Source organism: Mesorhizobium sp. BR1-1-13, assembly GCF_020165515.1.
Classification (GTDB): Bacteria; Pseudomonadota; Alphaproteobacteria; order Rhizobiales; family Rhizobiaceae; genus Mesorhizobium.
The window spans coordinates 230,872-245,056 of record NZ_JAIUIH010000003.1 but is presented as its reverse complement, the minus strand read 5'-3'; the positions used below and the strand labels follow the sequence as shown (position 1 = coordinate 245,056).

Here is a 14,185-nt window from a genome sequence, read left to right as displayed (position 1 = left end):
GGCAGCCTACTTGTAAAAACGCCCATTCAGACAGTGAAGCGTCTCCTGTCGATCAAGGCGGCAAGAGCCACCTTCCCGAGCCTAGGTGGCCGGCGCCCTTTTTTGGGGGCGGGTGGGGTAAACCCGACTTGCAGGACGCCGGCCAGGCGGGTTGGGGTCCGCCAGGAAGTATAATGCCGGAAAACCTTGTGGTTCGATATTCCGCGATAACGGAACATCTGCGCGAGTTCTAGCCGATCTCAAGAGGCCTATGATCCGGCTGTTCATCCACCGGGGTAGGTGGCGCATATCGGCTTTCTGGCCGCAGATCTTGGAGGTGTAGACGTTGTGCTTTTGCGTGGCGAGCGCCATCATGCGGATTGCCAGGAAGGGCGGGGGAGCCCGCCCACCGTAGGCATAACGGCTCTCGGTAAAGAGGCCTTTTATGGCAGCTCTGCTATCTACCAGCCCTGCCGACTATACCAGTCGTCGACATCTCGGCGTACGCGATCCTTCTCGATGCCGTAGCGTTCCTGGATAATGCCCTCAAGCTGATCGCGTTTGCCAGCGATGCGGTCGAGATCATCATCAGTGAGCTTGCCCCACTGCTCCTTGACTTTACCCTTGACCTGTTTCCAGTTTCCTTCGACGCGGTTCCAATCCATTGTGGCTATCTCCTGAATCACACATGAAGAACGGGTGTAGCGCCATGAGGTTCCGCTGGGCCCAATCCCCATCGATCACCGCCAGGGGGAACGCTGCGGCTGCGCTTGGCATCACTGCGCTTGGCATCTGTGGCGATGTGCGCCGGCTTTCTTGTTTCCCTCACGGGCTGTTCACGGCGGCGCCAGCCTGAAGTCGCTCCCCTCCGGCAGCAATTGCCCGCCATCGACGACAATCGTGGTGCCGGTGATGTAGCTGGCATCGTCGGAGGCCAGGAACAGGAAGGCATTGGCGACGTCGCGCGGGCTGCCCAGCCGGCCGAGCGGAATGGCGTCTTCCATGTTCTTGATGAAGGCAGCACCCCGGTGAAGCTCCATTCCCTCGGTGAGGATGTTGCCGGGTTCGACGCCGTTGACGGTTATGCCGTAGCCGGCGAATTCGAGCGCCGCCGAACGAATCAGCCCGTTTATGCCTGCCTTGGTCGCGGAATAGTGGCCGTGGCCGGGACTGGTGACGTGCGGTCCGGTGATCGAGGAGGTGAACAGCATGCGGCCACGGCGCTGCGCCTTCATCGGCAGCAGTGCGGCGCGGGCGGCATTGAAACTGCCGCGCAGATTGACCGCCATGACGCGATCCCAGTCGTCCGGGCTGGTGTTCTCCAGCAATTGCCAGGGATAAATGCCGGCGTTCTGGACGATGATGTCGAGGCGGCCGTGGCGCGTGATCGCCAGCGCGACGGCGGCCTCGACATCGGCCAAAAGCGAGATATCCGTGCCGATGAAGGCGGCGTCAAGTTCACTGGCCGTCGCTCGCCCCACCTCGATCTCGGTGTCGGCAAGCACAAGCCTGGCGCCTTCCTCAGCGAAACGTTGGGCGATGCCCTTGCCGATGCCGCGCGCGGCGCCGACGATCAGCGCCACCTTGCCGGACAGTCTTCCGGTCTCTGGCCGTACGGTCATGCTAGCCTCTGGCGAATGGTTTGCTTGAAGGCGTCGAGCAGGACCGCCGCCAGCACCAGCAAGCCGTGAATGACCTGGGTGAAGTTGGCGGGCAGGCCCATCAGGTTGATCGCCGTGTTGATTGCCGACAAAAGCAGCACGCCGGCATAGACGCCGGGCAAGGTGCCGACGCCGCCTTTCAGGCTGACGCCGCCGATGACGACGGCGGCAAAGGCGTTGAACAGCAGGCCGACGCCGAGATTGGCGGTGGCGCCCGAGGTGCGGATCGCGAGCAGCCAGCCGGCAAGGCCGGCTATGGCGCCGGCGAGCACGAAGGCGATGATCAGGTTGCGGTTGACGCGGATGCCGGCACGGAAGGTCGCCGTCTCGTTGCCGCCGATCATCACCAGATGCCTGCCGAAAGGCGTCTTGGCCATGATAAGCGAGAAGACGACGAAGCAGGCGATCGCGATCCAGGCGGTGAGCGGCAGACCGATCAGCCGCTGGATGCCGAACCAGCGGATGGCAGGCGCCAGATCCTGCGCAGAGCGGCCGCCCGAAATGACCAGCACCAGGCCGCGCACCCAGATGTAGGAAGCCAGCGTGATGATGAAGGCGCTCATCCTGACCTTGACGACCAGGAATCCGTTGAAGGCGCCGATGATGCCGCCGACGGCAAGCGCCAGCAGCAGCGAAACCGGCACCATCAGCCAGTCCGGGTGCAACTGCACGCCAAGGCCGATGCCTGAAGAGCAGAACAGGATGCCGACCACCATGGCGCTGAGCGCGGCCACCGATTCGACCGACAGGTCCATGTGCCCGGCGATGATGACCAGCGCCAGGCCGATCGACATCACGCCCAGCACGCTGGAGGCTTCGATGATGTTGGCGAAAATACCGAGCTGGAAATAGTTGGGAATGAAAAGGGAGAACACCACCAGCACGAAGACCAGCATGAACCAGACGAGATTATCGAGGACGAACTCGAGGATTTGACGGGTGCGGGGGCTCATGGGCTGATCCGGTTTGGGTTCGAATGCCGCGGCGGCTCTATGCCGGGCAATTCTGCCGGGCAGGGCGGCTCCGGGCGGGTGGCCCGGAACCGTTCTGGGGAAGGCTTATTCGACGGGCTTCACGGTGTCCGTCGGCGGCTTCTGGTTGCCCCAGAAGGCCGGATTATCGACGTTCTCCTTGGTGATCGCGGCACCCGGGATCTTGATGTTCGGGCCCCAGGCCTCCTTGGTCACCACTGACTTGAGCCCAAGCACGTCATAGTCGCCGGGCTTGATCTCCTGCTTGTTGACGACCTTGTCCATGAACATGGCGACGGCCGCGGCCTGCGCGTAGAGCGGCTGTTCGACTTCGACGTTGAGCCAGCCCTTGCGGATCAGGTCGAGGCCGACCGGCGCGCCGTTCGAACTCATCAGCATGACGTCGCCCGGCTTCTTGCCGGCGGCCTCGAGCGAGGCGACGGCGGCGACCGAGAGATGCGCGGCGTGGCTGAAGATCAGGTCGATGTCGGGGTTGGCAAGCATCTGGTCGGCGACGATGGTGCCGGCGTTGCTGGCCTCCCATTGCATGGCAGGCAGCGAGATGATCTTGACGTCCGGGAACGCCTTCATCTTCTCTTCAAAGCCCTTTTGGATGTCGAGCGTGTAGGGATCGCCGGGATCGCCGAGCACCTGCAGGACCTTGCCCTTCACAGCGCCGTTCTTGGCCTTCAGCAGCGCTTCGGCCTGTTCGGCGGCGACGTGGCCGATTTCGACAGTGCCGGCTACCGAGGTGAAGTCGGATGGAGTGGAGGTGATCTGGCGATCGAATTCCACGACAGGTATGCCGGCCGCGCGCGCGGCCTCGATCGACGGCTTCAGCGCGTTGAAGTCGACGGCGGCCAGGATGATCGCCTTCGGTTTCAGCGCGATGACGTCGTTCATCTGCGATTGCTGGGCGTCGGTCTTGTTGTCGGCATTCAGCGTCTTCATCTCGTAGCCGACCTGTTTCAGGAACAGTTCCAGCGCGCTCACCGAGCCGGTCTGGAACTCGTCGAGCAAGGTCGGCACCATGTAGTAGACGGTACCCTTGGACTGGGCGAATGCCGGCGTGAGCGTGGCAACTGCCAGTGCCAGGATACCGAGGACAGAAAGAAGTATTCGTTTCATGTCGTTGGCTCCTCTAGTGCCGGACCCCTCTTTTGTCCCTCAGCCCGCCGGTCCGGCACCGGCAAGCGTCTCTCCGGTGATCATGTTGATCACCGCATCGGGACTTGTCTTGTTGCGTGCGACATCGCCGGCCACGACGCCTTGCCGGATCACCACGATCCGGTCTGCGACCTGGAAGGCCTGCTGCATGATGTGGGTGATGATGACGACGCCGATGCCCTGGTTCGCCACCTGGCGGATCATGTCGAGACCGCGCCGCGTCTGTTCGACGCCAAGCGCTGCAAACGGCTCGTCGAGCAGCACCAGCTTGCCGCCCCAGTGCACGAAGCGGTTGAGCTCGATGGCTTGCCGCTGTCCGCCCGAGAGATGCTCGACATTGGTGCGCAATGACGGAATACGGGTGCCGGCACTGGCAAGCGCCTTGCCGACCACGGCCTCCATCGCGCGCTCGTCGAGCACTGGAATGCCAAGCACCTTGCGCGTGATCTCACGCCCCATGAAGAAATTGGCAACCACGTCGACATTCGTGCACAGCGACAGGTCCTGATACACGGTCTCGATGCCAGCCGCCTTGGCCTCGGCGGGGGATTTGGCGAGGAACTCCTTGCCTTCGAACAGCATGCGGCCGGAGGTGGGCTCCAGCCCGCCGGCGATGATCTTGACCAGCGTCGACTTGCCGGCGCCGTTGTCGCCCAGCAACGCGACCACCTCGCCCTTGCCGATCGAGAAGCTTATGCCCTTCAGCGCCTGGATCGCGCCATAGTTCTTGGTGACGTTGTCGAGCACCAGCAAGGGTTCGCTCATCAGGCAACCTCCCTGGCCGTCAGGATATCGCGGCCGCGCTCGCGCCCGGCGGTGAACATCTGGCCGAAGCGCGGCGACAACACCCCAGAGACGGCCAATGCGGCCGCGCCGCGCAGCACGGCATGCTGGCCGCCGCCGGCGACGACGATGCGCGGCGTCTTGCGGTCCTTGCGGGCGGAAACCGAATTGTGCAGAGGCGCAGCCGACCTCGCCAGGCGTTCGAGCAGGTCCGGCGCCGCCAGCCCGCCGAGCACGACCGTCTCGGGGTCGAAAAGGTTCTCGATGATGGCTATGGCGTTGCGGAAGATCGGGCCGACCTCGGCGACCCAATCGGCATCGCTGCCCTTCCAGCGCCCCCGCGCCTCGAGCGAGACATAACGTTCGAGGCAACCGCGATTGCCGCACGGGCAAAGCTCGCCATTGGGAACGACGGGAATATGGCCGATCTCGCCGGCATTGCCCCAGGCGCCGCGCAGCACGCTGCCGTCATGCATCATGGCGCTGCCAAGGCCGACGCCGAAATAGAGATAGTAATATTCGGAATGCTGGGCGCCGATGCCGTAGAGGCGCTCGCCCATCGCGGCCGCTGCCATGTCGCCGTCGAAAAAGGCCGGCAATCCCGTCGCCGCCGTTAGCCGCTCGCGCAGTGCCACGTCCTTCCAGCCGGCCATTGTGGTCGGACCGATGAAGCTCATAGTGTCGACGCCGAACGGGCCGGGAAGCGCCATGCCGATGCCGATGACACGGCCCGCGGCGCGCGTTCCGGTAAGCTCGCGGACCATGGCGCCGACCTGGTCGAACGCATGATCGGGCGTCGCGTTGGGGGCCTCGCGGTGCAAGCTGTCGATCACGTCACCGCTGAGATTGATCAGCGCCGCGTCGATCCCCAGCGGCGTCAGGTGGATGCCAACGGCATAGCCGCCCTCGGGATTGATGCGCAGCGTCGCCGGTGGCAGGCCACGGCCCTTCGGCTCCTCGCGTACGGACAGGACGTAGCCCTGCTCCTCCAGTTCGCGAACGATGGTCGACACGGTCTGGACGGTGAGCCCGACATGCCTGGCGATGTCGCCCCTGGCGATGGGGCCAAACCGGCGGATCGATTCGAGCACGATGCGCCGGTTGTACGGCCGCCCGAACTCCTGATTGGTCCCTCGCAATGCCATGCCTTGCGTCCCCGGTTGACGCAAGGTTGGCACCAAACATTTATTCAGTCAAATGGAATTCAAAAATGTGTCGCACTTGAGTGATGTGCCCGCGACGGCAGAAAGGCCGGCGGCTGTCCGGCTGATCACCGTGCCCTAGATAGGGGACATGGATAAGATTTATGTCTTGCTGATCTTCGCCGCGGCCATTGCCATCATCTGCCTGGGCGGCAGATGGAATACATCTGATACCGACCACTATATAGGCTTCGACAATTTGCGGTCGCCCCGCAAGGGAAAAGCCCCGAACGGCGACAAGGATGCGAAAAAGCAATGAAGACGGCGCAGGATGGCGACTGCCTGGGCCCGTGCGTTAGAGATACTGCGCGACCTTCTTGCCGACCGTGAGGAAACGCAAAGGATCGATCGCTTCGCCATTGTGGCGGACTTCGTAGTGCAGATGCGGCCCGGTCGAGCGGCCGCTGCTGCCGGTCTTGCCGATGACAGCGCCGGCATCCACTTTTTCGCCCACGGTCACGTCGATTTCGCTGAGATGTCCATAGCGCGTGGCAAACCCATTGCCGTGATCGACTTCGACCATGCGGCCATAGCCGCCATTCCAGCCGGCCTTGGTGACCACGCCTGGCGCGGTGACCTTGGCCGCCATGCCGATCGGCGCCCTGAAGTCCATTCCCGAATGCAGGGCGGCCGTGCCGAGGATCGGGTCGGTGCGCACGCCGAACGGGCTGGTGACGGAATGACCGGGGGCGGGATTGGCGAGCGGCAGCCGGCGTGCTTCCTTCTTGAGTTGGTCGAGCGTGTCCAGCGCCTCGTCCAGTTCCTTGACCTTGCTGTCGAAAAACATCGAGCTGTCGAGCGGGATCAGCGGTCCGCCGACATCGCTTTCGTTCTTGCCGAAGTCGCTGTCGACCGGCAGCCCGGCCGCCTCGAGCGCCTGGGTTATGGCGTCGGCATTCTTGTAGGCGTTGTCAGCAAGTATGCTGATGCGCGTGAGCTGGTCGTTCTCGATGGATTTCAACGACTTGTTGATCGAAATGAACAGCTTGTCGGCACGATCGGCGGCTGAATCGTTCGGCAGCGGATCGGAGCGGGTAGCCCACAGGGAGAACGGCCTGGTGTCGGCGGCGCCAGGGGCGGCGCCGAGGCTGGCCAGCGCGTAGCTTTGAGCAGGCTGGGCGATGCTGCCGGTTACTTCGGCGTGTTTGTCAGGCTTTGCCGGCACTGCCGGATCTTCGGCCGTCGCTGCGCCGACTTCATTTTCGGCGCGGTCCAGCAGCGGGCCGAGGCGGCCGTGGCGCTGGCTGAGCTGCGTCTGGCGCTCCAAAAGCTCGCTCACCTTGGTTTCCATCAATTGCTGATCAAGCAATTGCCGGCTGGTGATGCGGTCGACCTGGGCGCGTAATGCGGAGATGCGGTCTTCGTAAGCCTGCTGCATACGCGCCTGGCGCGCGGTGGTGGCGCCGATCAGGTCGTCGCGCAGCACGAGATAGGAGGTGGCCAACAGGTAGCCGATGGCGATCGCCGCCAGCGCCGAACCGAGAAATACAACCAGCCAGGGCCGGATAGTGAAGTGCCTGATCTCGCTGCCACGGGCGATGATGACTGTATGCGGTTCCTTGCGCCTGCCAAAGATCGCGGACTGACCGGTTGCGTTCACGGGACCAAGCTTTCGTTTACGACACCACGACAGCCCGACTACACATTATTAAGGTTAACAAAGCTTTGCCGAAGCAAGGCGTCGGCAAGGATTGCGCGCAAAACGAGCATGGGGTTGTGGGAGAAATCTTCGCGCCGCCTTCTGAAAACAAAGCGCCGGCACGGAGACGCTACTGGCCCTTAAAGCGCGCGCACAGCTTCCAGGACTTCCTCGGCATGGCCCTTGACGCGGACCTTGCGCCAGATCCTGGCGACACGCCCGTCGCGGCCGATCAGGAACGTCGCCCGCTCGACGCCCATGTATTTGCGGCCATACATCGATTTCTCCACCCAAAGATGATAGGCCTCGATCACCTTGCGCTCCTCGTCGGCGGCAAGGTCGATGGTAAGATCGTATTTCGATTTGAACTTGTCGTGTTTCCTGGCGCTGTCGGGCGACAGGCCGATCACGACGGCGCCGGCCTTCTCGAATTCCGGCTTCAGCTGCGAAAAGCTGATCGCTTCGGCGGTGCAACCGGTGGTGTCGTCCTGTGGGTAGAAGTAGAGGACGACAGGCCTGCCGGCAAAGCCGGCCAGGCTGAGCGAACCGCGGCCGTCCCGCGGCAACTCGAATTGCGGCGCGGGATCGCCCACATTGAGGTCAGCCATATCCATGCCCTTGTTTGAGGTTACGCGCGAACCCACACCGATATAGTGTCGAGCGGGGATTCGTCCACGAGCGAGTTCGTAGAACGGAAAATTGCGTGGATCAGGAGCAACCGCAGCACGAGAAGATCAGGTTCAGGCGGGATGAAATCACCGACCTGGGCGCGTTGCCGTCGGCTTGCCGCGTTCCGCCTCTCGGCCAAGCGGCGATCGGGCGCGGCTTTCGCGTCCTTTCGCGGCTGTTTGCCGGCGCCATTGCGCTGGTGGTGCTGGCCGCAGTGGCCGTCTATCTCATCGGTGTCTCCGGAATAGGGGCCGACCGGCTGCGCGTCGAGGCCGAGGCCGCCATCGAGAAGCTGGCGGGTGTCGATGTCGATGTTGCGGTCGGGCCCGCCCGCATCACCCTCGACAGTTCGAGCTTCGTCGCGCTCCAGGTGAGCGACGTCAGCCTGAAGGCCAGCGACGGCAAGCCCATGGCCGATGCGGGCAGGGTGGGTTTCGGCATCCGCCTGCTGCCGCTGCTTCGAGGCGAGGTGCGGCTGACCAGCGCCAGGATTTCCGATGCGCGCATCGTCACCGCGGCGATGCCGTCGGGCGGCGACTGGACGGCCGAGCTGCGCAATCGGGACGGGCTGATCGATCCCGAAAAACTGTCCGATGCGCTCTTTGCCAACATCAATCACGCTCTCGATGCGGTGCGCGAGGAATCGCTGCACCGTATCGATCTTCACAATGTGGCATTCGTCTTGCCCGATACCGAGGCGGTCAGGTTGATCACCGTCGCCGACGCCGTCGTCCTGCAGTCGGGGACAGGCGGCATGGAGTTCTCCTCGCAGGCAAATGTCGACGGCAAGGCGGTGACCGTCGCCGCATCCGCCAGCCGCGATGCCGAGACCCGGCGCGTGATATCGCTGGATGCCACCGTCGGCATCGCCGAAGACGATGGCGCGAGCGGCGCCGCGGCGTCCGGCAGCAAGTTGGGCGCGCTCAGCGTGACGCTCAAAGGGTCGCAAGGAGCCGGCGACACCGCGTCGCGGCTGACGGCCGCCCTGTCGTCCAGGGGATCGGTGCTTGATCTCGGCACGCGTGGCATGCTGTCGGCCGATGTCGATCTCGACGCCACGCTCGTCCGCGGCAGCAACAAGATCCAGGTGGACAGGCTGTTGCTGAAAACCGGCCGCTCGACCTTTGATTTCGCCGGCTCGATTGGGCCCAGGCCCCCGACCGGCGCCGCCGGAGAGGAGCCGGCCTACCGATATGATTTGACCAGTGACGGCTCGACGCTGGCGCCTTCGGAATCGCCGGAGCCGGCGCTCACCTTCCTTGCCCGCATCGCCGGCGTCTACCAGACCAAAAGCCATAAATTGGTAGCCGATCAGATCGCAGTCCGGTCCGCCGCTTCCAGCGAGGTCCTTGGAACCGCGGCCGTGGAGTTCGTTGACGGCAAGGCTCCCGGCATCAATCTGGCGCTCAACGTCCACGACATGCCGGTCTCGCACGTCAAGCAGCTTTGGCCATGGTTTTCGGCGCGCAATGCGCGGCTCTGGGTGTTGGACAATCTGTTCGGCGGCCGCGTCGTCGATGCCAATCTTCAATTCCAAGTGGTGCCTGATCGCCTCGGCAATGGCGTGCCGCTTTCCGCCGACGAGGTGTTCGGCCGCTTCCAGATCGAAGGATCGCGTTTCGACACGGCTGGGCGCATCCCCCCGATACGCGATGCCGTCGGTGTCGTCGCCTTCCACGGCAATGACGTCGATATCTCCCTGTCCTCGGGCACCGTCTTTATGCCCAGCGGCCGCACCGTGGCGGCCAGCAATGGTACGCTGACCGTCAAGGCGGCCAACCGCCCTCCGGTCGTCGGCGCACTCGACATCGACGTTGCCGGCGAAGCGTCCGCGGTCGCTGAACTTGCCTCCTACGAGCCGATCAATGCCATGCGCCATGTCGGCTTCCTGCCGGAAGACCTGTCCGGCAGCGTCACCGGCCATGTCAGGGCCGATATTCCGCTGCAATCCGGCGTCGACAGCTCGAAGCTCGATTGGTTGGTATCGCTCGACTACAGCGGGCTTTCATTGGCCAAGCCGTTCGAAGGCCAGACCGTCACGGATGCCGACGGTTCCGTCACGGTCGACCCTGAAAAGGCTGTCATTTCCGCCAAGGCATCCCTGAACGGCATTCCCGCCGAACTCGACCTGATCGAGCCGCTGGAGAATGGCGGACCGGCACGCAGCCGCAAGGTGGCCCTGGTGCTCGACGACAAGATCCGCGCCGCCGCCATGCCGGGGCTGGCCCCGTTGTTGGGCGGAACAGTGAAGGTCGCGATCGACAAAAGCGGCGAGGGCAACCAGAACGTCTCGGCCGACTTGACCAACGCCAGGCTCGACATCCCCTGGGCTGGATGGAGCAAGGGGGCAGGGATTCCGGCAAGTGCTACATTCGTCATGACCACGTCCGGCGATACCACGACGCTGTCCGACTTCGACCTCGACGGCAAGACATTCTCCGTCGACGGCAACATCGTGCTGGTCAACGGTGCCCTGTCCTCGGCAAAGTTCAGCAAAGTCGCCCTGAACCGGGGCGACGACGTGGCGGTGTCCGTCAAGCGATCGGGCAGGGGCTATGCAGTCAACATCAGCGGCAATGCCCTGGATGCCCGCTCGCTGATCAAGCAGTTCACCTCCGACGTCGACACCGCGACCAAGACGACGGGCGCCGACGCGATTTCCGTCAGCGCTGACGTCGATCGGCTGACCGGCTTCCACGACGAGCAATTGTCCGATCTCAAGCTCGACTACAGCGCGGCCGGCTCGAGGGTGAACGGGCTGAAGGTCAGCGCCACCGCAAGTTCGGGAGCCGCCATTGCCATCAGCAACACGAGCAGCGCCGGCCGGCGCTCACTCAACGTACAGTCGGCGGACGCCGGTGCGATACTGAGGTTCCTCAACATCTACGAGCACATGGAAGGTGGGGCGATTGCCCTGGCCCTGTCGGGAGCGGGCGACGGGCCGATGAAGGGCAAGGTGGACACGACGAACTTCTTCGTTGTCAATGAACCGAAGCTCGCGTCCATCGTCTCGACCACGCCGGCCGGCGACAGCCGCAGCCTCAATCAGGCGGTCAAGGGCAAGCTCGACACCTCACGGGTACAGTTCGAACGCGGCTACGCCGAGATTGAGAAGGGCAGCGGCTATCTCAAGCTGGCCAATGGCGTGCTGCGCGGTCCCCGCATCGGCACGACATTCCAGGGCACGCTCTATGACCAGAACAACAACATGGACATGACCGGCACCTTCATGCCGGTCTATGGCCTCAACCGCATCTTCGGGGAACTGCCCATCGTCGGCGCGCTTTTGGGCAATGGCCGCGACCGCGGCCTGATCGGCGTGACCTACCGGCTCAAGGGCAACGCCAACAAGCCGCTGCTCGACATCAACCCGCTCTCGGTGATCGCGCCCGGGATATTCAGGTCGATCTTCGAGTACCGGTGAAGCGATCTCAGATCGGCCTCACCAGAATGTGTTTTTTCCTGCCGAGTGAAAGCTTTACGACGTTTTCCGGACTCAAATCCTGAAGCGTGACCGTGCGGCGGTCATCGCTGACAGGCTGATCGTTGAGCCGTACCGCACCGCCTTGCACATGCCGCCGCGCTTCGCCGTTGGATGCCGCCAGCCCGGCGGTCACCAGCAGCGACAGGATGCCGACGCCGGCTTCGAGCTTGGCGTTTTCGACCTCGACGCTCGGCAGCGTCTCGGCGAGGGCACCTTCCTCGAACGTCTTGCGTGCGGTTTCGCTGGCCTGTTCGGCGGCGCCGCGACCGTGGAGCAAGGCGGTGATCTCGGTGGCGAGGATCTTTTTCGCCTCGTTGATCTCGGATCCGCCGAGCTTTTCGAGGCGCGCCACCTCGTCCAACGGCAGCGTCGTATAGAGTTTCAGGAAACGGCCGACATCGGCGTCCTCCGTGTTGCGCCAATACTGCCAGAATTCGTAAGGCGAGAGCATCTCGGCATCGAGCCAGACCGCGCCCGTGGCGGACTTGCCCATCTTGGCGCCCGACGAGGTGGTGAGCAGCGGCGTCGTCAGCGCATAAAGTTGCGCGTCCTCCATGCGGCGACCGAGATCGATGCCGTTGATGATGTTGCCCCACTGGTCGGACCCGCCCATCTGCAGACGGCAGCCGAGACGCTTGTAGAGCTCGACGAAGTCATAGGCCTGCAGGATCATGTAGTTGAATTCGAGGAAGGACAACGACTGCTCGCGGTCGAGCCGCAGCTTGACGGAATCGAAGGCCAGCATGCGGTTGACCGAAAAGTGACGGCCGACGTCGCGCAGGAAATTGACGTAGTTGATCTCCATCAGCCAGTCGGCGTTGTTGACCATGATCGCGTCATTCGGGCCGCTGCCGAATTTGAGATACGGCATGAAATTGCGGCGGATGCCGGCGAGATTGTCGTCGATGTCGCGCGGTGTCAGAAGCTTGCGCGCCTCGTCCTTGAAGGAAGGGTCGCCGATCATCGAGGTGCCGCCGCCCATCAGGGCGATCGGCCGATGGCCGGTCTGCTGCAGCCAGTGCAACATCATGATCTGGATCAGCGAGCCGGCGTGCAGGCTTTTGGCGGTCGCGTCGAAGCCGATATAGGCAGTTACCGTCTCCTTGGCGAAGAGATCGTCCAGCCCGGCATCATCCGAAGTCTGGTGGATGAAGCCGCGCTCGCTCATCGTGCGCAGGAAATCGGATTTGAAGGCAGGCATTTTTTCTTTCCCGAAAGCGTCCGCCCGATCCGGTACGGACGTATATGAACGCGCGCGTTTAGCACCCAAGCGCGATCAGCAAAAGTGGAATCCGGTTTTGCGTCCGATCGCGCTTTAGCCAGGGACTCGCGATCAGCAAAAGTGGAATCCGGTTTTGCGCCCGATCGCGCTTCGATCAGGGGCTTGGCAATCACTTGTTGTTGAAACGCCGCAAGCCGCCTCTCGGCGCGGATGCTTGCTTCATTGTTTGTGCTGGCGTAATGAGGCGCGCGCCAAAAGGTCCTTGCAGCCCACGACCTCAAGCGGCACCGCACGGCATCCACCCAATGCCATATCCGACGACAGAGCCCCACGCGACATGCCGGACGCATTGATATCCATCGTCATTCCTTGCAGGAACGAGGCGGCAAACCTGCCGCTGCTGATCGATGAGATCGAGGCGGCGATGACCGGGCGCGACTTCGAACTGATCATCGTCAACGACGGCTCGACCGACGAAACCGCAGCCGTTCTCGCCAGGCAGGCAGCACTTCGACCGTTTCCCGTCAGGGAATTGCGGCACGAGAAATCCGCCGGCCAGAGCCTCTCGGTACGCTCCGGCGCCTGGGCGGCGCGCGGAACCATCGTCGCCACGATCGACGGCGATGGCCAGAACGATCCTCAGTACATTCCCATGCTGGTCGACGCCTTGCGGCGAGCCGGGCCCGACTACGGTGCCGCGCAAGGGCAGCGCCTGAAGCGCCGCGACAGCAAGGTCAAGCAACTGGCGTCGCGGTTCGCCAACTGGCTGAGAAACGCCATCCTGCATGACGAGACGCGCGACACCGGCTGCGGCCTGAAGGCGGTCCACACCGAGATCCTGCGCAAGCTGCCGTTCTTCGACGGCACCCATCGTTTCGTTCCGGCGCTGGTCATCCAGGAAGGATACCATATCGTGCATTGCGACGTCGTCGACCGCTCCCGCCGCCACGGCAAGTCGAATTACGGGATTTTCGACCGCGGCCTCCAGGGCGTGCTCGATCTCTGTGGCGTCTGGTGGCTGCGCCGCAGGCGTCGCCGGATGCCAAAAGTAGAGGAAATCATGCATGGTTAACGTGCTTCAGGAACTGGTGACCTGGATCCACCGGGTCTTCATCGAACAGTTCAACGCATGGATCCTGCTCGGCTTCGTCGCCCAGTTCTTTTTCACCATGCGCTTCGTCGTGCAGTGGCTCGCATCGGAAAAGGCCAAGCGAAGCGTCGTGCCGATCGCCTTCTGGTTCTTCTCGCTGTTCGGAGGGGGTCTGTTGCTGATTTATGCCATCAAGCGGCAGGACCCGGTGTTCATCGCCGGCCAGGGCATGGGCTTGTTCATCTACATCAGAAATCTCTGGCTGATCGCCAATGAACGCAAGGCGGCGATGACCAAGGTCGATTGAGCGGCTTTGCG

13 protein-coding genes are annotated in these 14,185 nt (G+C 63.3%); 4 read left to right on the top strand and 9 right to left on the bottom strand.

Annotation, left to right across the window (positions count from 1 at the left end):
- Nucleotides 1–440: 440 nt before the first annotated feature.
- The 6 genes from LB533_RS08815 to LB533_RS08790 form a co-directional block, all read right to left on the bottom strand.
- Nucleotides 441–644, bottom strand: coding sequence for a CsbD family protein (locus tag LB533_RS08815; RefSeq protein ID WP_140493912.1), 204 nt, complete (start codon nt 642–644; stop codon nt 441–443).
- Nucleotides 645–815: 171 nt separating this feature from the next.
- Complete coding sequence (locus tag LB533_RS08810) at nt 816–1,601, bottom strand: SDR family NAD(P)-dependent oxidoreductase (protein ID WP_140637870.1); 786 nt, start codon at nt 1,599–1,601, stop codon at nt 816–818.
- Nucleotides 1,598–2,593, bottom strand: coding sequence for an ABC transporter permease (locus LB533_RS08805; protein WP_140515772.1), 996 nt, complete (start codon nt 2,591–2,593; stop codon nt 1,598–1,600). Before LB533_RS08805 ends, LB533_RS08810 begins: the two co-directional genes overlap by 4 nt.
- A 105-nt stretch (nt 2,594–2,698) precedes the next feature.
- The gene (locus tag LB533_RS08800) at nt 2,699–3,739 is read right to left on the bottom strand and encodes a sugar ABC transporter substrate-binding protein (protein WP_140637871.1); all 1,041 of its coding nucleotides are present in this window, start codon (nt 3,737–3,739) and stop codon (nt 2,699–2,701) included.
- Nucleotides 3,740–3,778: 39 nt separating this feature from the next.
- Entirely contained in the window at nt 3,779–4,543 is a 765-nt protein-coding gene (locus LB533_RS08795; RefSeq protein WP_140493903.1) for an ATP-binding cassette domain-containing protein, read from the bottom strand.
- Nucleotides 4,543–5,706 carry an ROK family transcriptional regulator gene (locus tag LB533_RS08790; RefSeq protein WP_224677022.1) on the bottom strand — a complete coding sequence of 388 codons (1,164 nt, stop codon included), beginning with the start codon at nt 5,704–5,706 and terminating at the stop codon, nt 4,543–4,545. Before LB533_RS08790 ends, LB533_RS08795 begins: the two co-directional genes overlap by 1 nt.
- Nucleotides 5,707–5,872: 166 nt before the next feature.
- Here LB533_RS08790 and LB533_RS08785 point away from each other — a divergent pair, with 166 nt between their 5' ends.
- A complete protein-coding gene (locus tag LB533_RS08785; RefSeq protein WP_224677021.1) occupies nt 5,873–6,022 on the top strand; it encodes a hypothetical protein in 150 nt (49 codons plus the stop codon).
- A 36-nt stretch (nt 6,023–6,058) separates the two neighbouring features.
- Here the strand turns inward: LB533_RS08785 and LB533_RS08780 are convergent, their stop codons facing one another.
- Both LB533_RS08780 and LB533_RS08775 read right to left on the bottom strand, forming a co-directional pair.
- Complete coding sequence (locus LB533_RS08780) at nt 6,059–7,363, bottom strand: M23 family metallopeptidase (RefSeq protein WP_224677020.1); 1,305 nt, start codon at nt 7,361–7,363, stop codon at nt 6,059–6,061.
- 179 nt (nt 7,364–7,542) lie between these two features.
- Complete coding sequence (locus tag LB533_RS08775; protein ID WP_224677019.1) at nt 7,543–8,010, bottom strand: peroxiredoxin; 468 nt, start codon at nt 8,008–8,010, stop codon at nt 7,543–7,545.
- 95 nt (nt 8,011–8,105) lie between these two features.
- On the opposite strand from LB533_RS08775, the gene LB533_RS08770 reads away from it, so the two are divergent.
- Complete coding sequence (locus LB533_RS08770) at nt 8,106–11,495, top strand: DUF3971 domain-containing protein (protein WP_224677018.1); 3,390 nt, start codon at nt 8,106–8,108, stop codon at nt 11,493–11,495.
- A gap of 7 nt (nt 11,496–11,502) precedes the next feature.
- Here LB533_RS08770 and tyrS read toward each other — a convergent pair whose 3' ends face one another.
- A complete protein-coding gene (gene tyrS, locus LB533_RS08765; RefSeq protein ID WP_224677017.1) occupies nt 11,503–12,756 on the bottom strand; it encodes a tyrosine--tRNA ligase in 1,254 nt (417 codons plus the stop codon).
- A gap of 358 nt (nt 12,757–13,114) precedes the next feature.
- Here tyrS and LB533_RS08760 point away from each other — a divergent pair, with 358 nt between their 5' ends.
- A complete protein-coding gene (locus LB533_RS08760) occupies nt 13,115–13,849 on the top strand; it encodes a glycosyltransferase family 2 protein (protein ID WP_224677016.1) in 735 nt (244 codons plus the stop codon).
- Nucleotides 13,842–14,174 carry a lipid-A-disaccharide synthase N-terminal domain-containing protein gene (locus LB533_RS08755; RefSeq protein ID WP_140493889.1) on the top strand — a complete coding sequence of 111 codons (333 nt, stop codon included), beginning with the start codon at nt 13,842–13,844 and terminating at the stop codon, nt 14,172–14,174. The genes LB533_RS08760 and LB533_RS08755 overlap by 8 nt, the downstream gene beginning before the upstream one ends.
- The last annotated feature ends 11 nt before the right edge of the window (nt 14,175–14,185 follow it).